General features: G+C 70.6%; 17 protein-coding genes. 10 read left to right on the top strand and 7 right to left on the bottom strand.

Translation table 11 applies throughout. The features are described 5' to 3' along the window. Positions 1 to 41 precede the first annotated feature (41 nt). From AWX74_RS06345 to AWX74_RS06315, 7 genes are all read right to left on the bottom strand, one after another. On the bottom strand, positions 42 to 1,034 hold the full coding sequence (locus AWX74_RS06345) for an LLM class flavin-dependent oxidoreductase (RefSeq protein WP_091272585.1): 993 nt from the start codon (positions 1,032 to 1,034) through the stop codon (positions 42 to 44). Beyond that, positions 1,034 to 1,882 (bottom strand): mycofactocin-coupled SDR family oxidoreductase, encoded by an 849-nt coding sequence (locus AWX74_RS06340; protein WP_091272583.1) that lies wholly within the window; start codon positions 1,880 to 1,882, stop codon positions 1,034 to 1,036. The genes AWX74_RS06345 and AWX74_RS06340 overlap by 1 nt, the downstream gene beginning before the upstream one ends. A gap of 76 nt (positions 1,883 to 1,958) precedes the next feature. Continuing rightward, entirely contained in the window at positions 1,959 to 2,852 is an 894-nt protein-coding gene (locus AWX74_RS06335; RefSeq protein WP_091272581.1) for an SDR family oxidoreductase, read from the bottom strand. Further along, entirely contained in the window at positions 2,853 to 4,058 is a 1,206-nt protein-coding gene (locus AWX74_RS06330; RefSeq protein ID WP_091272579.1) for a cytochrome P450, read from the bottom strand. It abuts the gene before it with no gap. 120 nt (positions 4,059 to 4,178) lie between these two features. Further along, positions 4,179 to 5,534: an ABC transporter substrate-binding protein gene (locus AWX74_RS06325; protein WP_091272576.1), complete on the bottom strand. Its 1,356-nt coding sequence runs from the start codon at positions 5,532 to 5,534 to the stop codon at positions 4,179 to 4,181. A gap of 740 nt (positions 5,535 to 6,274) precedes the next feature. After that, entirely contained in the window at positions 6,275 to 7,117 is an 843-nt protein-coding gene (locus tag AWX74_RS06320) for a TetR/AcrR family transcriptional regulator (RefSeq protein WP_242666106.1), read from the bottom strand. A gap of 79 nt (positions 7,118 to 7,196) precedes the next feature. Then, positions 7,197 to 7,556, bottom strand: coding sequence for a winged helix-turn-helix transcriptional regulator (locus AWX74_RS06315; protein ID WP_091272572.1), 360 nt, complete (start codon positions 7,554 to 7,556; stop codon positions 7,197 to 7,199). Positions 7,557 to 7,697: 141 nt separating this feature from the next. Between AWX74_RS06315 and AWX74_RS06310 the strand changes: the two genes are divergently transcribed. From AWX74_RS06310 to AWX74_RS06265, 10 genes are all read left to right on the top strand, one after another. Further along, positions 7,698 to 8,591 (top strand): NAD(P)-dependent oxidoreductase, encoded by an 894-nt coding sequence (locus AWX74_RS06310; protein ID WP_091272570.1) that lies wholly within the window; start codon positions 7,698 to 7,700, stop codon positions 8,589 to 8,591. An 80-nt stretch (positions 8,592 to 8,671) separates the two neighbouring features. Then, positions 8,672 to 9,637, top strand: coding sequence for an acyl-CoA thioesterase (locus tag AWX74_RS06305; protein WP_091272568.1), 966 nt, complete (start codon positions 8,672 to 8,674; stop codon positions 9,635 to 9,637). Next, positions 9,634 to 10,239, top strand: coding sequence for a VOC family protein (locus tag AWX74_RS06300; protein ID WP_091272566.1), 606 nt, complete (start codon positions 9,634 to 9,636; stop codon positions 10,237 to 10,239). The genes AWX74_RS06305 and AWX74_RS06300 overlap by 4 nt, the downstream gene beginning before the upstream one ends. A gap of 10 nt (positions 10,240 to 10,249) precedes the next feature. Continuing rightward, positions 10,250 to 11,197: a LysR family transcriptional regulator gene (locus AWX74_RS06295; RefSeq protein WP_091272565.1), complete on the top strand. Its 948-nt coding sequence runs from the start codon at positions 10,250 to 10,252 to the stop codon at positions 11,195 to 11,197. Positions 11,198 to 11,375: 178 nt separating this feature from the next. Continuing rightward, a complete protein-coding gene (locus AWX74_RS06290; RefSeq protein WP_242666105.1) occupies positions 11,376 to 12,761 on the top strand; it encodes an amidohydrolase family protein in 1,386 nt (461 codons plus the stop codon). Positions 12,762 to 12,843: 82 nt separating this feature from the next. After that, on the top strand, positions 12,844 to 13,926 hold the full coding sequence (locus AWX74_RS06285; RefSeq protein WP_091272561.1) for a TauD/TfdA family dioxygenase: 1,083 nt from the start codon (positions 12,844 to 12,846) through the stop codon (positions 13,924 to 13,926). 486 nt (positions 13,927 to 14,412) lie between these two features. Further along, positions 14,413 to 15,522: a BMP family ABC transporter substrate-binding protein gene (locus AWX74_RS06280; RefSeq protein ID WP_091272559.1), complete on the top strand. Its 1,110-nt coding sequence runs from the start codon at positions 14,413 to 14,415 to the stop codon at positions 15,520 to 15,522. A 60-nt stretch (positions 15,523 to 15,582) separates the two neighbouring features. Next, positions 15,583 to 17,508 carry an ABC transporter ATP-binding protein gene (locus AWX74_RS06275; RefSeq protein WP_091272557.1) on the top strand — a complete coding sequence of 642 codons (1,926 nt, stop codon included), beginning with the start codon at positions 15,583 to 15,585 and terminating at the stop codon, positions 17,506 to 17,508. Continuing rightward, positions 17,505 to 18,794, top strand: a complete 1,290-nt coding sequence (locus AWX74_RS06270; protein ID WP_091272555.1) for an ABC transporter permease — start codon at positions 17,505 to 17,507, stop codon at positions 18,792 to 18,794. The genes AWX74_RS06275 and AWX74_RS06270 overlap by 4 nt, the downstream gene beginning before the upstream one ends. Then, entirely contained in the window at positions 18,791 to 19,702 is a 912-nt protein-coding gene (locus tag AWX74_RS06265; protein WP_054567495.1) for an ABC transporter permease, read from the top strand. The genes AWX74_RS06270 and AWX74_RS06265 overlap by 4 nt, the downstream gene beginning before the upstream one ends. The last annotated feature ends 147 nt before the right edge of the window (positions 19,703 to 19,849 follow it).

Here is a 19,849-nt window from a genome sequence, read left to right as displayed (position 1 = left end):
GCGCTGTCGGCGGGGGCCCGGACGCCGGGTCCGCGGTGGCGTCAGGCCGATGCGGCCGGGGGCCGGGCGGCCGGCAGGACCTGCTCGGCCACGGTCCGCAGATAGCGCCAGCCGACGTCGGGCGGCAGGCCGCCGACCAACGGGTGCAGCTGCAGGATGCCGCCGGCCCGGACCCGGTTCACGGCCTCGTCGACGGTCAGGATCTGGTGGCTGCGCCGCTCCGCCCGCAGCTCGTCCGCCGTCCGCGCGGACGAGAGGCTGGCCGTGGCGGTGTCGCCGCCGTTCCAGGCGGCGTAGCTGCGCACATCGTGCATGAGATAGGGCCCCAGCTCGTCCCAGGCCTCGTCGACGTCCTCGGCCACGAAGACGGTGTTGGGCTCGTCAGGGGGGTTCAGGATGCACATGCCGGGTTCATGGCCGGCCGTGCGTGCCGCAGCCTCGTAGATGACCTGCAGCTCCTTCTCGCCGCTCTGGGCGAAGAAGCCGATGCCGTGCCGACCGGCGCGGCGTGCGGCGGCGGGGCTGCCGCCGCCCCAGGCGACCATCGGGCCGCCAGGAGTGAGCGGGGCCGGGGTGACGCGGATGCGCCGGCCATCGTGCTCGAAGGATTCGCCGGTCTTCGCGCGCAGCAGGAGCGTGAGCTTCTCATCGGCGATCCGTCCACGGCGGTGGAAGTCGATCCCGTACATCTCGTATTCGGCCGGCCGGTAGCCGATGCCGGCGACGTAGGTCATCCGCCCGCCGCTGACGATGTCGAGCACCGCCATCTCCTCCGCGAGGCGGATCGGGTCGTATAAGGGCAGCACGAGTGCGGCGATGGTGATCATCACGGTCGAGGTCCGCGCCGCCATCGCCCCGGCGAGGATCATGGGTGACGGAAGGTAGCCGTCCTCCGACATGTGATGCTCACAGAGCAGCACGCTCACGCACCCGCGCGTCTCGGCCCACGCCGCGATGTCGGTCGCCGCCGAGTACAGCTCCCGCGCCGGCGCCCCCGTCTCGGGCGCGCGCATGTCGAATCTCAGCGTGTACATCAGACGGGGGACGCCTTCAGCATCGCCCCGGCGTCGATCCGCAGATTGAGCCCGGTGATGTAGCGGGACTCGTCACTGGCGAGGAACGAGACCAGCGCGGAGACGTCGCTCGGGTCGATGTAGGGGATCGGCATCGCCTGCATCGCGGGGAAGGCGAGCTCGGCGTCCTCCCGCGTCGGATGCTCCAGGTCCGGGCGGAAGGCCTTGTAGATGGTCTCGTTGTGCAGCAGGTGGGTGTCGACGTTGGTCGGGTGGATCGCGTTCAGCCGGACCATCGCCGGCGCCAGCTGCAGGGCCAGCACCTCGACATACCGGGCGATCATCTGCTTGGCGAGGGAGTAGCCGACACCGCCGGTGTTGCCCATCCGCTCCGTGGTGCCCTCGATCATCCCAGCGGTGGAGCCGGTGACGATGATCGAGGCGCCGGAGCCGAGGTGCGGCAGGCTGATCGCGACGGTGTTCATCACCCCGATCAGGTCGACGTCCATGCCGTCGACGAAACCCGCCGCCAGTGTCGCGTCGACGGCCGGGCAGACGCCCGCGTTCGCGCAGACGACGTCGAGCCGGCCGAACTGCGCCAGCCCCTCGTCGAGCGCGGCCCGCAGCGCCGGGCGGTCACGGACGTCCGCCTGGACGCCGACGATCGCGCCGCCGAGGTTCTCGACGCTCTTGACCGTCTCCGCCAGATCGTCCGGGGTCGCCAGCGGGTAGGGCACGCTGTCGATCTGCGCGCAGATGTCGACGGCGATGATGCTGGCGCCCTCGCCGGCCAGCCTGATGGCGTGGCTGCGTCCCTGGCCCCGGGCCGCGCCGGTGATGAAGACGACCTTTCCGTCCAGCTTTCCCACGGCTGTCCTTCCCTGTGTCGTGTCCGCGGGATCTCCGACCCCGCGGACAGGTTCATGTCGGTGCATGGCTCGAGTGCTATGCGCGGGCGTGCCCGTGCTCTTCGGCCGCACGTTCCGCCCGGCGGTCGGCCTGGACCTTGCCCAGCGCGTTGTCCGCCGCGCCCTCGGGCAGGGAGCCGTCGGCCTGGGCGGCGGTCGCGGCGACCGCGGCGGCTGTCATGATCTTGAGTGGTGGCTTGAGGACGAGGTCCTCGACGACGACCGCGGGGTGCGCGAGGATCCAGGCCGCCGCTTCGGCGACGACCTGCCCGACCTCGTCGACCGCCAGGTAGTTGACCTCCAGGAGGCCGTGCTCGACCCACCGCGGGGTGACCTTGTTGACGAGTTCCCAGTCGTAGTCGCGATAGAAGTCCGTCGGCAGGGTGGGCCCGACCACGATGCGCAGAAAACGGACGTCGCTGTGCTCAAGACGCCAGGTGAGAATCGAGTGTTCGAGCGCGGCCTTGCTCGCGCCGTAGGCACCCAGGCCGTGCATGGGTTTTGCGGCGCTGATCGAGGACACGTAGCCGATGAATCCACCCTCTGCCAGAACCGGGACGACGTGGCGGGTCACCAGGGTCGGCGCGGTCACGTTGGTGGCGAAGGTCCTGTTCCACATGTCGGCGTCGGCGTCGGCGAGCAGGCCCACCGAGGACCAGGCGAAGGGCAGCAGCGCGGCGTCGACGCCGCCCATACCGGCCACGGCCTCGGCGACCGCCCGCTTCGCCGACGCGTCGTCGCTGACGTCCGCGACAATGGGGATGCCGCCGCCGGCCTCCTTGACCAGGTCGTCCAGCAGGTTCTCCCGCCGGCCGACGACGGCGATCCGGGCGCCCGCCGCCGCGGCTGACAACGCGATCGCCCTGCCGATTCCGGAGGAGGCACCGACCACCAGGACCCGGCGGCCGGAAAGATCAGCATTGACGCTCATTCACGCTCCCGCCGGGACCGATGCGCCAGCCGGGTCGACGATGAAGGGAAGGCCGCTGACCCCGCGCACGTTGGTGGAGACCTGCCACTCGGCGCGGTCGAGGTCGAGATGGAACTCCGGATAGCGGGCGAAGATCTCCTCGAACGCGATCTTTATCTCCAGGCGGGCCAGATGCGCGCCGAGGCATCGGTGGATACCGAAACCGAAGAACAGCGTCGACGGATGGTGCTGGCGCGTGAGATCGAAGACGTCGGGGCGGTCGTAGACGGTCTCGTCGCGCAGCGCCGAGCCGGTGACCAGCATGACCTTCGCACCGGCGGGAATCGTGACGCCGTGCAGGGTGACGTCCCTGGTGGTCGTGCGGCCCTGTAGCTGCGACGGTGGGTCGAGACGCAGCGTCTCCTCGACGGCCTTCGTCGCCAGCGACGGGTCGTCGCGCAGCATCCGGGCCTGGTCAGGGAAGCGGGTCATCGCCATGAGCCCGTTGGGAATCGCCCTGGCGACGGTTTCGTGGCCGGCCGTGCCCAGCTCGAGGAACCGGAAGGCGATCTCCTCATCCGACAGGCGTCGGGTGCGGCCGTCCTCGTCGTCCGTCACCTCCGTCTGTATGATCATGGAGATGACGTCGTCCTGTGGCTTCCGGCGCCGTTCCACGACCAGTTCCAGGTAGAGAGCCAGCAGGCCACCGATGGCTTCGGCGAACTGGTTCGGGTCGGTGTCCGGTCCGCGTTCGGTGAGCAGGTCCGACAGCCGGTTCACGGTCATGCGGTGCTCGACGGGGATGCCCAACAGCTCGCTGATGATCTCCAGCGGCAGCGGGAGCGCGAACTCGCCGACGATGTCGAACTCGGTGGCGTCCCGCTGGGCGTCGAGGAGCTCCCTGGCCTGGCGGCGGATGAACGGCTCCAGCTCCGACATCCGCCGTGGTGTGAACACCTTGCTGACGATTCTGCGGTGCCAGTGATGGTCCGGCGGATCCTTCACGACCAGCATGGGGAAATCCTTCTCGATCCCCTCGATCGTGACCCCGCCCGCGCTGGAGTAGGTCTCCCAGTCGTTGTGCGCCGCCAGCACGTCGGCATGCCGTGACAACGCCCAGAACCGCAGGTCGTCATTCCGGTAGACGGGCGCCTCGGCGCGTAGCGCGGCGTAGGTCGGGTAGGGATCCGCCCAGGTCCCGGCATCGTAGGGATTGAAATCGACCATCAGGTCCTCCGTTTACAGCTGATGGCGGCGCCGGCGACGAGCACCGGCTGGATGGGTTACCAGAAATCGGTGCACGGTCGTTTCCGAAATCCATTGCGTGGCATGTCGCCGCAATGACCACTATTTCTTGAGGACCTGTCCGCAGGAAAGCTTGCTGGTGATGTCGTACTTGGTCCCGTTCAGCTGCACGAGCGATCCGCAGGGGGCGTTGACGACATGGTTGAGCGGGTACCGGGTCTGTGGCACCGCGCCGTCGACGTAGTAGCTGTAGTCGCTGTTCAGCGTCTTCAGGAAGCTGTCGACCGTCAGGTCTCGACCGGTCTTCGTCGCGGCGTCGACGAACAGGTCGGCGGCCCAGTAGCCGGCCATGGCGGGCAGGCTGATCGCCTCCTGGGGCGCGTACTTCCTGAAGTCGGCGATGAGCTGCCGCACGCCGTCCGACGACGCGTCCTCGGTCGGCGACCACTGCAGCAGCGTGTACGACTTCTGGAGCCCGGCGAAGTTCGCCGCGGCCAGCCGCGGGTCATAGCCGAGGGGGCTGAGCTGCCCGCCGCTGAAACCGGCCGAGGTCAGCGCCTGGATGAGCTTCGTGGTCGAGGTGAAGTCGGTGGTGTAGACCACCGCCTGCGGAGGAGCGCCGTCGGCGGACGTCATGATCTTGCTGACGATCGGGGTGGCGTCGGCGAGGCCGGCGTACGGAACCGGGGCCTCGGCGTAGACGACCCTCGCCCCGACGGATTCGATCTGCAGCTTGACGTCGGCCAGGCCGGTGCGGGAGGAGTCGCCGTCGTTGCCGATCACCGCGACGGTCGCACCCTTGGCGTCACCACCGAGCATCGACTGCACCATGATCCCGTAGAGGGACGACGTGGTCTTCGGCAGGTCGGTGAGGCATCCGGTGATGCCGAAGCCGATCGTGTTGCCGCAGTAGCCGGCGTTGAATCCCCAGCCGAAGAAGGGCACGCCCTCGCTGCAGAAGGTGTCCAGGTAGCTGGCGTGGGCTGTCATCTCGGGGACGACGGCGAACACCTTTTCCTGGTCCGCGAGGACCTTGGCCTGGCTCACGTTGCGGGCGGAGTCGTTGCCGTCGTCGAGGGTCCCGATGTAGTCGATCGTGCGGCCGTTGATGCCGCCGGCGTCGTTCTCGCGTTGGAAGCGCACCTTGGCGCCGGCCTCGGTCCCCGCCATGGTGCTGCCGCTGGGGCTGGTCAGGTAGGCCAGGCCGCCGACCTTGATGGAGGTGTCGGTGATGCCGCGGGTCGGATCGGACGCGGTCAGCCCGCACTTCAGCTCGCTTGCGTCGACCGTGACTCCGCCGTCGCTCCAGCCGTTCGGCGGCCCGGCCTTGATGGCGGCGTCGGTGACGGTCGGCCCGCTGGCCGGTGTGCCGGAATCACCGTCGCCGCCGCAGGCCGCGGCTCCGGTCACCAGCGCTGTCGCGGCCGCGAGCATGACGACTAATCGTGAGACACCCATCGGATACTCCCTCGCAGGTGCCACGGCCCCCCCAGGTGACACGTGGCGGAATGTGCGAACGCTGCGCCGAGGTGCCACGTGGCGCAGTGGCTCCCGGCCGGGCTCACCTGCCCAAGCAGGAGCGCCAGGAAAATATTGAATATTTGATGTAGCGATCGACGATTGCGGGAGCGTTCGGACCGGCTTCGTCGACCTCTGGCCAGCAGCGGGCCGCAGCGCGCGTGGCGCTCGATCAGGAGGGCCGGCCGCTGGGGACTGCGCTGTCCAGTGGGGTGACCATAAGGTAGATACAGTGTCTAGTCAATGGCTTCTGTGTCTGCCTAGTTCCCTCGGTTGAACGCCTGGCCTCGCCCTGCGAGCCCGGTGGCTCGATGCATGGGGCAGCCCTCGGCCACTCCCGGCCCTCGGTCCTGTCCGGCGATCAGGAAGGCCGGGCGTCTCGTCGAATCGGACGGCGTCGCCGCTGGTCCTGGTCCGTCCGAAGCCCGTCCCGCCGGCTCGGAGATGTGGGGTCATCGTGACGTCCGAACGGGCCCACCGGTAACGCGTCGAGAGCCAGCTGCGCGCGGATCGACCCGGGATTGCCCACCCCACCCCACCCGACCCCAGCCCAGCCTGGACCGGACCCGGCCGTCGAGACGGCCAAGCCCGGTCGGAGCTTCGGGCTTCGGACTTCGGGCGTCGTGCGGAGTCCGCCCGGTCGACGGGCGCGGCGTCGTGGTGTTGATCTGGCTACGCCGTCACCGACCCGGCACCTTGATGATCGCCATCCAGGCGGCCGCGACCAGCGTGATCATCCGCTCGGTGTCCGTCAGTCGTCCGTGCATGTAGCGGTCGTAGAAGTTCATCAGTGGATTCAGCAGGATGATGGCGGCGAGCTCGGCGTCCTCCGGTTTGACGTCCTCGCGGTCTGCGAACAGCGCTTGGGCGAGAGACTGGATGTGATACTCGTAGCCCTGCTCGACGAGCGCCCTTATCTCAGGCTCAATGACCGCGCCTTCGGCCAGCGGGACGGCGTAATGCCGGACCTGTGCCCACCGTTCGACATCCAGCCGGAGCCAGGCCCGGATGCCGTCCAGTGTCGGATCGCATCCGAGGCCGTCGAGGTCGGCGTAGATGCCTTCGAACACGGCCATCACCCGGTCGTACAGCTCGCGGAGAATATCCGCCTTACTCCGGAAATGAAGATAGAAGGTGGCTCGCGTCGTGCCGGCTCTGGCAAGGATGTCGTCGACCGTGGTGCGTGCGTACCCGCGCTCGGTGAACTCGACGACGGCCGAGTCGATGAACCTCGCATGGGTGAACGCCCGCTGGGCGGCCCGCAGGCCACCCTTCGGCCGGCCGCTGGCGGTGACCGGGGCCGAGTCGTCGTCGGCCGACGGCTCGCGGACGGATCCGGTGCCCTCCGTGCCGGCGGCCGAAGCCCCGCCTCGGTCACCGGCCGGCCGGCCCGACGGCCTCTGCCTAGGCACAGTCCACACCTTCCATCCGTGTCTGAATCTGACTGGACACCACACATACCAACGTATGGCGAACAGCGCACGCCGTTGTGGCGCGACCGGAGACCCTCCCGTGCCCGTCACGCTGCCGGCGTCACCGATCGCTCCGGGCGGTGGACAGGCAGGCCACGGCTGGTGCCGCCGCGCCGGGGTGATCTTCGTGTCATGCGGGCGTGGGCGCATCCTCGGCGTCGAGGCGCTCACAGCGTCGCATCCCCCACTCACCCAGCGAGCGGAGGGCCTCGTTGAGGGATGTGCCGTGCTCGGTGAGGGAGTACTCGACCCGGGGCGGGACCTCGCGGTACACCTCGCGGTGAACCAGGTCGTCCTCCTCCATCTCGCGAAGATGCTGGATGAGCATCTTCTCGCTGACGCCGGGAAGGCCGCGCCGCAGCTCTCCGAAGCGCCGGGTTCCGTGGTTGTTCAGCTCCCAGAGGATCAGGGACTTCCACTTCCCCGACACCACGTCCATACCGGCGTCGATGCCACAGACGTACGGACCGCGCCGCGCGCTCGTCGCCATCAGACCGCACCCTCTCCTCGGCTGTCACTTACTTCCTGGTGAGTATTGAACAAAAACGTAGGTACTTGCCGGGAGGAAGGCGGGGATAGAGGGTCTGAACAGCACGCCATTCAGACCACCAATGAGCGCGAAGGACGGTCCATGACGACCCGTATCACCTTGCTGGGCCTCGGCCCGATGGGGCGCGCGACCGCCGCGTCCCTGCTGCGGTCCGGCCATCCGGTGACGGTGTGGAACCGCACCGCCGGGCGCGCCGACGACCTTGTCGCAGCGGGTGCCGTACTGGCGCCGACGCCGCACGCGGCGGTCGCCGCCAGTGAGCTGATCATCCTCAGTCTCACCGACTACCAGGCGATGTACGACATCCTCGGCCCGGTCGTGGAAGGCGCGCCGCGCCCCGGAGCTCTCGACGGGAAAGTGCTGGTCAATCTCAGTTCGGACACCCCCGACGCCTCCCGGGAAGCGGCGGAATGGGCGGCCGGGCACGGCGCGAGCTTCATCACGGGCGGCGTGATGGTGCCCGCTCCCGCCGTCGGCGGCCCGGGGGCATACGTGTTCTACAGTGGGCCGCGCGCCGTGTTCGACGCGCACGAGCCGACGCTCCGGCTGATCGGCGAGCCCAGATACCTGGGGTCGGACCAGGGCCTTGCCCAGCTCTACTACCAGGCACATCTGGACGTCTTTCTCACCGCCCTGTCAAGCCTGCTCCACGCCACCGCGCTCGTCACCGCCGCCGGTGTCGCGGCCGGCGACTTCCTGCCCGGCGCGCTGGACTTCGTCAGCGGCATCCCGGCGATGGTCGGGGATGGGCATGACCTCGCGCGGCTCCTGGAGGGCGGCGAGCACCCCGGCGACCTGAGCACCGCGCGGATGATGGGCGCCACCGCGAACCACATCGTCTGGACGAGTGAGAAGGCCGGTATCGACACCCAGCTGCCCAGAGCCGTCAAAGCGCACTACGACCAGGCCGTCGCGGCGGGTCGCGGCACCGAGAACTGGACCGTTCTCTACGAGATGATCAGAGGCGGCGGCTGAGGGACGCGCCGCGGCCCACGAACACGGGTCCAGCGGACGGATCTTTGATCCAAGCCGCACGTGTGTTGGATAGTGGGCGCATGTCCCCGCCCGCTGGCAGTCTCCACGAACCGGCAGTTCTCGGCTCGCTCGACGGACTTCTCCAGGCCCTGGAGCTGGACCCGGTCGGCGACGACAGGTTTCGGGCCGGGTCCGCGCCCGGCCAGTTTCCAGGTCGGATCTTCGGCGGTCAGCTGCTCGCGCAGGCGCTGGCCGCGGCGAGCGCGACCGCGCCGGGGACGACCGTGCAGTCCCTGCACGCGGCGTTCGTGGAGGCCGGCGTCCCGGAACACCCGATCGACATCGAGGTCGAGCGGGTACGAGACGGACGCTCGTCGGCGACGCGGCGGGTCACCCTGCTGCAGGGCGGTCGCCCCCTCCTCGAAGCCCTCGCGAGCTTCCGAGCGGGCACCGTGACGGCTGACGCGGCGCTGCCGCCCGTGGCCGGGTCCGGGTCCGGGGTGCCTGGCGGACCTGACGGGTCGATCACCGATCCGGGACGCCCCGAGGACCTGCCATCCATCCAGGAGTGGGCACAGAAGGTTCCCGCGGGTCCGGGCGCGGCCAGCCGCTCCTGGATCGAGCGGCCGCCGGCGGTCGAGATCCGGATGGGGGAGCCACCGACCTTCCTCGGCGGGGCGCCGGCGCAGGGTTCCCGGTCGCACTGGATGCGGCTGCCGCGCGCCGTCGGTGACGACCCGGCGCTGCACGCAGCACTGCTCGCCTATGCCAGCGACTACTTCCTCATGGATATCGTGTTCCGCTCCTACCCTGACCTCGCCGCGGTGGGCAGGCTGGGCGGGTTCAGCCTGGATCACGCCCTGTGGCTGCACCGGCCCTGTCGATTCGACCGGTGGCATGTGCACACCCAGGACGCGCTCGCGGTCAGTGGCGGCCGGGGCCTGGCGCGAGGCACGATCCGCGACGAGAACGGGCAGCTTGTGGCGACCGTCGTGCAGGATGTGCTCGTGCGCCCGGCGGTGACTCAGGAAGGAAGGGCGTCATGAGCCGGCCGGAACATTCACTGTTCGAACAGGACTGGCCGGTCAGTGATCCCGGTGGTGGGCCGGCCGGCGAGTTCCGGTTCTTCCAGCTCGGCTTCCTGGTCGACGATCTGCTGGAGGCCGCGGCGAGGTGGGCCCGGGTCTTCGGGGTGGGGCCGTTCCATGTCATGCCGGTCGTCGACCAGCAGGCGACCTACCGCGGCGAGCCGGCCACCGTGACGATCCAGATCGCGGTGGCGCAGGCCGGGCCGGTGCAGATCGAGCTCGTGAAGCAGCTCTGCGACCGCCCCGGGATCTACCGGGAATGGCGGCGCGGCCGGGTGTCGGCGCTGCATCAGCTCTGCACGGTGACGCCGGACTACGAGGGCAGGAAGGCGCACTACGCGCAGCTGGGTTACGAACTCGCCTGCGAAAGCGTCAGCGGCTCCTTCCGGGTGGCCTATTTCGACACCAGCGCGGACTTCGGCTTCTACACCGAGGTGGTGGAACAGACGCCGAATTTTCTCGTGCAGCTGGACCGGATCTCGCGGACCTGCGCGGAATGGGACGGCAGCGACCCGGTCCGCCTGATCACCCGCGGCGGCTACCAGGTGCCGCGGGCATGACCCCCTAGGCATGGACACCCACCGGCTCGGCTACTTCCTGCGCGTCGCGGACGAAGGTTCCATCAGCCGCGCCGCCAGCGTTCTCGGGATCGCCCAGCCGGCGCTCAGCCGGCACATTCGGCTGCTGGAGGAGGATCTGGGCGTCACGCTCTTCCTGCGGACCGCTCGCGGCGTTCAGCTGACCGAGGAGGGTGAGCGGCTGCGTGCCACCACGGCCGCACCGCTGCGCCAGCTCGAGCTCGCGATGCTCTATGTCGGATCCCCGCTCGCGCGCATCGAGCGGGGCCTGCATATCGGGCTGCCGACGACCGCCGCCGGAGTGCTGGCCGTGCCGCTGCTGGAAAGCCTGGGGGCCGCATTTCCCAAGGTGCATTTCCAGATAACCGTCGCGGGTACCGAGGAGCTCGTCGAGGGAATCCTCAAAGGCGTCGTTGACATTGCGATGATAGGTCCCCTCTCGGATGGGAGGCTTTTCTACGAGGATCTGCTGGAGGACGACCTTCTCGTGGTCGGGGCCGGCTCCGCCGACCTGCGGCCGGACCGCGCTGTCAGCTTCGCCGAGCTGACAGCACACCCGCTGGTGCTGCCGGCGAGCGCGACCGGCGTGCGCACCAGCGTCGAGAACACGGCGCTGCGGCTCAAGCTGAGGATCACCGCACGGTTCGTCACCGATTCGCTGCAGGTGATGAAGGACCTCATCGGCGCGGGCTACGGCTGGGGTGTTCTCCCGCTTTCGGCCTGCGGGCCCGAGATCGACGCCGGTGTCCTGCGGGCGGCTCCGTTGCGCGACCCGTCACTCGCCACCCGGTTCGGTATCGCCGTGACCACACACCTCGAACTGCCGACCGGCTTCGCCACCAGGGTCATCGAGATCATCAAGAGCGAGGCCGCCAGGCTGATCGGAACCGGAGCGTGGGCCGCGCGACTGCTTCCACACCCACCGGCCGACGGATCCTGACGGGCGAATCAGCAGCCGCCGCGGCCGGTGAACGGCGGGTGTGCGGGATCAGCGTCCGGCGCCGTTCGCCCGAAACCGCGTGGACGGTTCTTGTGTCAGCAGCACATACGGAGGCCGCCGGCCTGTTCCTAGCATCCGGACCATGACATCCACCGGGTCGACGTCGAAGGATCAGGTCATGCCAGCCGGCATGGCCGGCCCCGCGGACCTCCTGGTCATCGGCGGCCAGGTGGTCACGATGGACACCGGGCGACGCGTCCTCGACGGCGGCGCGGTCGCTGTGCGTGACGGGCGGATCGTGGGCGTCGGCCCGACCGACGAGATCAGGGCCGCGTTCCCCGGCAGCACCGAGCTGGATGCGACCGGCTGTGTGGTCACACCAGGCCTGATCAACGCCCACCAGCACACCACCGGAGATCCGCTGGTACGCAGCGTCATCCCGGACGACATCGACTCCCAGGCGTCGATCTTCGAGTGGGCGATGCCCCTGCACGCCGCGCACCTGCCCGCGGACGACGAGATCTCGGCGCTGCTCACCGCGGTCGAGGCGTTGCGGGCCGGGGTGACCACGATCGTCGAGCCGGGCACTGTGGCCCACCCGGAGCGGGTCGGTGCGGCGCTGCGCCGCGCCGGGATCCGGGCGACGCTGGGCACCTGGGGCTGGGACGCGCCGGGGCTGCCCTACTCCGGTCCGGTCGAGGAGGTGCTCGCCCGGCAGTCCGAGGTCGTCCGGGCGTTCCCGCCCGGCGGGCTGGTCAGCGGGTGGGTCACTCTCGTGGGCCACGACCTCGCCAGCGACGAGCTGCTCGTCGGCGCCGCCGGGCTCGCCCAGGAGCTGGACACCGGCTTCACCCTGCACCTGGCGCCGAGTGTCGACGACGTCCACGCCTACCGGCGGCGCAGCGGGCGTGGGCCGGTGGAGCATCTGGCCGCGCTCGGCGTGCTCGGCCCCCGGCTGCTGCTCGGCCACGGAGTGTGGCTGTCAGAAGAGGAGATCGAGATCCTCGCCGCGACCGGCACTGCTGTCGCCTGCTGCCCGTGGGCGTACCTGCGGCTCGGGCAGGGACTGACCAGGGCAGGACGGCACGTCCCGTTCTGGCGGGCCGGTGGCCGGCTGGCGCTGGGGTGCGACTCGCACAACGCCGGTGACCGGGTCGACGTCCTGGACGCGGCGCGGTTGCTGGCCGGGCTGTCGCGGGACGCCCCCGCCGACGGTGTCGCCCCGCTGCGGGCGGGGGAGGCGTTCGCGCTGGCCACCGTCGACGGCGCGGCCGCGATCGGCTTCGGCGGGGTGACCGGAGCGCTGGCCGAGGGCCTGGAGGCGGACATCGTCGTCTTCCGCACCGACGACCCGGCGTGGGTGCCGGTCGGCGACCTGGCCCGCCAGCTGGTGTGGAACGCGCCGACCCACACGGTGCGTGACGTGCTTGTCGCCGGCCGCCAGGTGGTGCGGGGCGGTCGGGTCACGACAGTGGACTCCGACGCGCTGTGGGCGGCGGCCCGCGACCGTGCGGCGGCCCTGCTCGACCGGGCAGACCTGCGGATACCCCGCTCCTGGGCATAGCGAGGCTCCCGGGCGGCGAGGCTCCCGGGCATAGCGAGGCTCCCGGGCATAGGAAGAGGACAGGGAAAGGAACAGCACACCCATGACCATCACCACCACGCTGGAGCCGGTCACCGGGCCGTTCGTCTGGCGCGGCGACGAACTGTCCCGCACCGACGACTGGATCTTCCGGCTCGGCCCGGACCAGGTGGCCGAGCTGGAGGAGGTCGGGCGGCGGTTCATCGCCGACGACCCGGACCTGCGGACCGTCAGCGCCGCGCAGTACCCGCTCACGGCCGCCGCCGAGGCGATCCGCCGGTTCGGCGCCGACATGGACTCCGGCCGGGGCTTCGTCCTCATCCGCGGGCTGCGGATGGAGGAGTACGACGACACCCTCGCCGCGGCGATCTTCTACCTGATCGGCCTGCACCTGGGTGAACCGATCCGCCAGAACGAGCTCGGTGACCTCATCGACCACATCGTGGGCGTGTCGGACAAGGCCTACGAGGAGGGCGGCCTGCCGTCGCGGACCCGGGACAAGCTGCCCTACCACTCCGACAGCTCCGACGCGGTGGCGCTGATGTGCCTGCGTCCACCGGCGTCCGGTGGCCTGAGCAGCCTGGTCAGCGGCGCGACGGTCTTCAACGAGCTGCTCGCGCGCCGCCCCGACCTGGCTCCGCTGCTGTTGGAACCCTGGCACTACGACTGGCGGCGGCAGGACCCGGACGCACCGGCGGACACCTACACCTCGCCGATCGTCAGCTGGACCCAGGGCTGCTTCAGCATGTACGCGGGCGCCGACATGATCGAGTCGGCACATCGCTACCCGGGCGTGCCGCCGCTCACCGGGCCGCAGCGGGAGGCGCTCGCGCTGATCGAGGAGATCACCTACTCCGACGGTGTCGCGCTCGACATGGACTTCCAGCCCGGCGACATCCAGTGGCTTCTCAACTACGCGGCGCTGCATTCGCGTACCGAGTTCGTCAACGGCGCCGACTTCGCCCACACCCGCCACCTGCTGCGCCTGTGGCTGCGCCGGGATGTCGGCCGCCCGCTGGTGGAGAACTTCGGCAAGCACGTGGTGGTGGACCGGTCCAGCACCCGGACCGAGGACGCCGTCAGGGACACCCAGGGACACTTCCGCATCCGTGAGGCGGCGGCGGTGCGCACCGACTGGGGCGACTGACGCCCGCCCCCACCCTTCCTGATCGCTGTCCGAGATGTCGGGCGTGTGGCGCCCGGAACAGCTGACTGTAACGAACGAATCCCGGGCCGGAAGCCGTGCGGCGGGTTGGTGCCCAAGGCACAGCGAAGCCCCCGGACCGCTCGACTAACGTGCATCGCAGAGGGTTTTGCCTGGTCAGGACGTATCCGGGCCGCTTGCGGTCGGGAGGAGCGAGGGCGGCATCGGTGCCGGCCGGCCGGGCACCGGCGCGAGGTCGGGACCACCATCGCGCCGTGATCCGCGCCGAAGCGTCGCGCGGACGCCCCGGAGGGTCGTGCCGACGTGCCGAAGCGTCGTGCGGACAGGCCGAGGCGTCACGGCCGGCTCCCTCTCCGCTTGGCAGTACCCACCTCCGTGCGGCTCCCCACCACGGAGGCGGCTCTACAGCGTCGTAGGCCGCGAGCCACCTGAACTTCGCCTGTACTCCCTGTCGCGGAAGGTACGACGTTGACTGCTAGGTTCTCGCTCCACCGCGCTATCCCACGCCTGACCGCCGTCTCGGCGGCCGCGCTGTCGCTGGCACTCGTGGCCGCCTGCGGTGACAACTCCACGAGCGCGACCTCGGCCGAGAACGGCGCGTCGGCCGCCCCGGCCGCGGGCACCGTCCCGGCCGGCGAGCCGGACGTGAACGGTGACGGCAAGATCGTCATCGGCATCCTCAGCCCCGGTGACACCAACGACAACGGCTACTACGAGAGCTTCGTGGCCTCGGCGAAGACGTTCGCGGCCGACCAGGGCTGGCAGATCATCACCCAGGACAAGATCAACCCGGCCGACGCGGTGTCGGCCGCCCGCAACGTCTGCCGGCAGGGTGTCGACCTGGTCGCCGTCGGTGCCAGCGAGCTCAAGGACGCGCTGCCCGTCGCCCAGGAGGCCGTCTGCGCGAAGACGGCCTGGTACGTCGCCGCCGGTCAGGGCGTCGAGCTCACCCCCTACATCTCGACCTCCCAGGACGACGTCAACGAGAGCCTGCTCGCGGCCGGATACGCCGCCGGCCTGCTGATGAAGGAGAACGGGGACACCAAGGCCGGCTATGTCACCGGGCCGGAGGCGGACTTCTCCGTCCTCGCCTACAAGGCGTTCAAGGCCGGCATCCGCGAGGTGATCCCGGACGCGGAGGTTCTCGCCACCTACACCGGTTCGTTCGACGACGCGGCCAAGGGGCAGGAAGCCGCCCAGGCGCAGATCAACCAGGGCGTCAAGATGTTCTACCCGTACCTGGGCGGCGCGACCGACGCCGCGGCGAAGATCGCGAGCGATGCGGGTGTGCCGACGCTGACCCCCGGTACCGACCGCTGCTCCGACCCGACCGCGAAGTTCGCCATCTCAGCGATCTTCAGCCCCGGTGACTACTTCGCGGCCGCGCTGAAGGACTTCTCCGCCGGCACGCTGAAGATGGGCGTCACCAGGCACTGGAAGATGGGCGTCGACGCGGTGCCGACCGTGAAGGTCTGCGCCGGCACGGACGAGCAGACCGCCGCGGTCAACAAGTTCATCTCGGACATCGGTTCGGGTGCCATCGTCCCGGCCGACGAGGTCGCGAAGCTCGGCGGCTGAGCCCCCTCGGCGGCCGCAGACCTTTCGCCGAACCGAGGACATCCGAGGAGCTGACCGCGCATGACCGATACCTCCCGGCCCACCGCGACCGCGACCGTTCGCATCCCGGCGCCCGCTCCCGGCCCGGACCACACCCACCACGTCCCGCGTCAGGCCCACCACGCCCCGGACCACGTCTCGGTGGCTGCCCCGGCCATCGAGCTGCGGGGCATCACCAAGCGGTACGGCCAGGTCGTCGCCTGCGACGGCATCGACCTGGCCGTGCGCCGCGGGGAGATCCACGGGCTGCTCGGCGAGAACGGGGCCGGCAAGTCGACCCTGATGAAGGTGCTCAGCGGGCTGATCCGGCCGGATGCCGGCATGATCCTGCGGGACGGCGAACCGATCGACGTCACGGACCCGCGGGCCGCGGCCGGTATCGGTGTCGGCATGGTTCACCAGCACTTCAGCCTGGTCGGCGCCCTGACCGTCTGGGAGAACGTCATTCTTGGGGACGCGACGGCCGGTCTCGCCGGGCTGCCCGCCAGCCAGGGCGCCGGTCGCGGACGGGACGGCGGTGATCGGCTGCCGGGCGACGGGCGGTGGGCCGGGCGGATGCGGGCCGGGCGGCGCTGGGCCGGAGGTGGTCGACTGCGGCGGGAGGAGGCCTGCGCCCAGACGGTGCGGATCGGCGAGCGGTACGGCATCGCCGTGGATCCGCTCGCCCGGGTCGACACGCTGTCCGCCGGGCAGCGCCAGCGCGTCGAGATCATCAAGTGCCTGCGCCGGGACCCTGATGTGATCATTCTCGACGAGCCCACCTCGGTTCTGTCGTTGGCCGAATCGCGGGACCTGTTCGCCGTGCTGCGCCGTGCGGTCACCGGCGACGGCCCGCCGGCTGCGGCTGCCTGTCCAGAAGCGGGAGTGGGAGCTGGCGCGGGGGCGGGGGCGGGAGCGGCAAAGGCGGTCGTCCTGATCAGCCACAAGCTGACCGAGATCCTCACCGCCACCGACCGGGTCACCGTGCTGCGCCGGGGCCGGGTGGTCGCGCGACGGGAGACGTCCGGTACCGACGCGGCCACGCTCGCCCGCGAGATGGTCGGCCGGGAGGTGGCGCTCGGCGAGGAGGCCGCCGCCCTCGGCCTGACGCCGGCGACAGCCGCGGCGACGGCGCCGGCCACGGCACGCAGCGTCCCGCCGGCCCCCGCCACCGCCGGGACGCGGACCAGCCAGCCGGCCGCCGACGAGGCGGCCGCGCTTGAGCTGGACGGCGTGCTGGTGCGTTCACCTGCCGGGAGCGCCCTGCTGGACGCCTTCACGCTCAGCCTGCGTCCCGGCGAGATCGTCGGCCTCTACGGGGTGGAGGGCAACGGGCAGCACACCCTCGGCGATCTGATGTCCGGCCTGATCATCCCGGCTGCCGGCGAGGTGCGGGTCGGGGGCCGGCCCATCGACCTGCGTCGCCCCGGTGCCCTGCACGCTGCCGGAGTCGGGGTGATCTCCGAGGACCGCCACCGCTCCGGCTGCGTGCTGGACATGAGCGTCGCAGACAACCTGGTGCTCACCGATCTCGCGCCGGTCAGCGGCCGGATGCTGGTCAGCCGGCGCCGGCAGCTGCGGCACGCCGCCGAGCTCGCCGAACGGTTCGCCATCTCCTGCCCCTCGCTGGACGCGCCGCTGCGGACGCTGTCCGGCGGCAACCAGCAGCGGGTCGTGCTCGCCCGCGAGCTGGCGGGACGACCGTCGGTGCTGGTCGCGGCCCAGCCCACCCGTGGGCTGGACGTCGGTGCCATCGAGTCGATGTACGTCGAGCTGCGGGCAGCGGCGGCCCGCGGGGTCGCGGTCCTGCTCGTGTCGACCGAACTGGAGGAGGTGATGGCCTTGTCGGACCGGATCGCGGTGATCTCCGCCGGCCGGATGGCCGGCGAGCTCGCCCCCGAGGACGCCGACGCCGAAAGCCTGGGCCTGCTCGTCGGCGGTGCCGCGCTCACCGGGCCGGCGCGATGAGCGTCCACGCTCCGGCCCGCCCGCCGTCCGCGCCCGGCACCGGCACCGGCACCGGCACTGGCACTGGCACTGGCACCGGCATCGGCACCGGCGACCACGGGCTGCGCGGGTCGGTGGACCGGGCCGCGCGGGCCCTGCTCAGACCGTCCAGCACGGGCGTCTCGCCGCTGCTCGTCGCCGTGTGCACGATGGCATCGGTGGCCGTGGCGCTCGGTGTGACCGCGCTGCTGGTCACCACGACGGGCGGCTCACCGTCCGAGGTGTTCTCCTCGATGCTGGACGGAAGTGTCGGGAGCCCCGGTGCGATCAGCCAGACACTGGTCGAGATGACCCCGTTGCTGCTGGTGGCCGTGGGTGCGTGCATCAGCAGCCGCGCGGGCGTGTTCAACATCGGCCAGGAGGGCCAGCTCCTCGTCGGCGCGATGGTCGGTGCGTTCGTCGGGCTGCGTACCCAGGGGCCGCCGGCGCTGGTGCTGACGCTGACCCTGCTCGGCTCGGCGCTGGGCGGCGCGGCCTGGGCGGCGGTGCCCGCGGTGATGCACTACCGCCGCGGGGTGGACGTCGTCGTCAGCACGATGCTCATGATCTTCGTGGCGCAGCAGCTGGTGAGCTACGTCGTGAGCAGCCCGTCGCTGCTGCAGGAGACCCGCCGGCCGGGCGCGATCGTGGCGGCGCAGTCCGACGCGCTCGCCCCGTCCTTCCGGCTGCCGTCGATCGGGCAGTATCCCGATCTCAGTATCGGGGCGGGCGCGATCATCGCGGTGGTGCTCGCGGTCGTCACCGGCGTCGCGCTGGCCCGCAGCCGGTGGGGTTTCAAGGTTCGGATGCTGGGACTCAACCCGCTCGCCGCGCGGCACGCCGGGGTACGTGCGGCCACCTTCGGCGGGCTCGCGCTGGCGATCTCCGGAGGGTTCTCCGGCCTGGCCGGCGGCGCGGTGCTCGCGGGCGAGGTCTACCGGCTCCAGCCGGCGATGTCGGACAACTACGGCTGGGACGGTCTGCTGGTCGCACTGGTCGCCCGCAACAGCCCGGTCGCCTCGGTCGCCACCGCGCTGGTGTTCGGTGCGCTGCGGTCCGGCGGCGGGGTGCTCGCCTCGACCGGCGTGCCCGCCTATCTGATCGACGTCACCCAGGCGCTGCTCGTGCTCGCCTTCGTGCTGCCCCCGGCCGTGCTGGCGCTGCTGCGCGCCGCCGCCGACCGCCGCCGCGGACGGGCCGCGGCGGGCACCGCGGGCCGTCCGGCCGTGGCCGCGAACTCCGAATCGACGATGGCGAGGGCCCGATGATCCTGGACGACGGCGCCACGATCCTGTCCAGCGCGATCCGGCTCGCGGCACCGCTGGGGTTCGCCGCCTGCGGTGAGTACCTCGCGGAGCGGGCCGGCACCATGAACATCTCCATCGAGGCGATGATGATCACAGGTGCGTTCACCGCGGTCGCAGCCTCGTCGGCGACCGGCTCGGCGACGCTCGGGCTGGTGGTGGGCGCGCTTGCGGGCCTGCTGCTCGGCCTGATCCACGGCAACATGTCGCACCGGCTGGTCGTGAACACGTTCATCGTGGGGCTCACCCTCAACGTGCTGGCCCTCGGCGCGACCAGCTTCTTCAACGAGAGCCTCGAGCTCACCGGGCACCAGGTCGCCCAGGTGAGCATCCCGGTGCTGCGTGACATCCCGCTGGTCGGCGAGCCGCTGTTCGTCCAGCGCTGGCCGGTGTACCTGCTGCTCGGGCTCGTCCCGCTGACGTGGTGGCTCGTCGAGCGGACCAGGTGGGGCCTGGAACTGCGCGCGGTCGGTGAGAACCCGCAGGGAGCGGACGTCACCGGCATCGCGGTGAACCTGCGCCGGCGGCAGGCGCTGCTGTGGTGCGGGCTGTTCGCGGGCCTGGGCGGGGCACACCTCGCGGTCGGGGCGGTCGGTTCGTTCAACGACAACATGACCGCGGGGCGGGGCTACCTGGTGATCGCGGCCGTGATCTTCGGTGCGTGGCGGCTGCGCGGCACGATCGTCGGGGTGGCGCTGTTCGGCCTCGCGGACGCGCTGCGGCTGGCATTGCCGGCGGTCGGCGTCCAGCTCAACAGCCAGCTGCTGATCGTCGCCCCGTACCTGCTGGCCCTGCTGGCGATGGTGCTCGTCCTGCGACGCACCCGCCAGCCCGTGGCGCTCGGCACACCTTTCGTCCGGGGAATTGTATAAAGCGTGGCGCGGGTTGGGTGTCGCCTGCGGGCGAATTATCGAGACCCGTCCGTGTTGTGGATTAGTTGGGTGAATGTTTTTCGGGGCCCTTGTTTGGCTCGACTGGAGGCCGGCCACATAGGGCAGTCGCCAAAATTGGAGGGTCGC

This window comes from Parafrankia irregularis (genome assembly GCF_001536285.1).
Taxonomy (GTDB): Bacteria; Actinomycetota; Actinomycetes; order Frankiales; family Frankiaceae; genus Parafrankia; species Parafrankia irregularis.
This window is presented reverse-complemented; position numbering and strand designations above follow the sequence as displayed.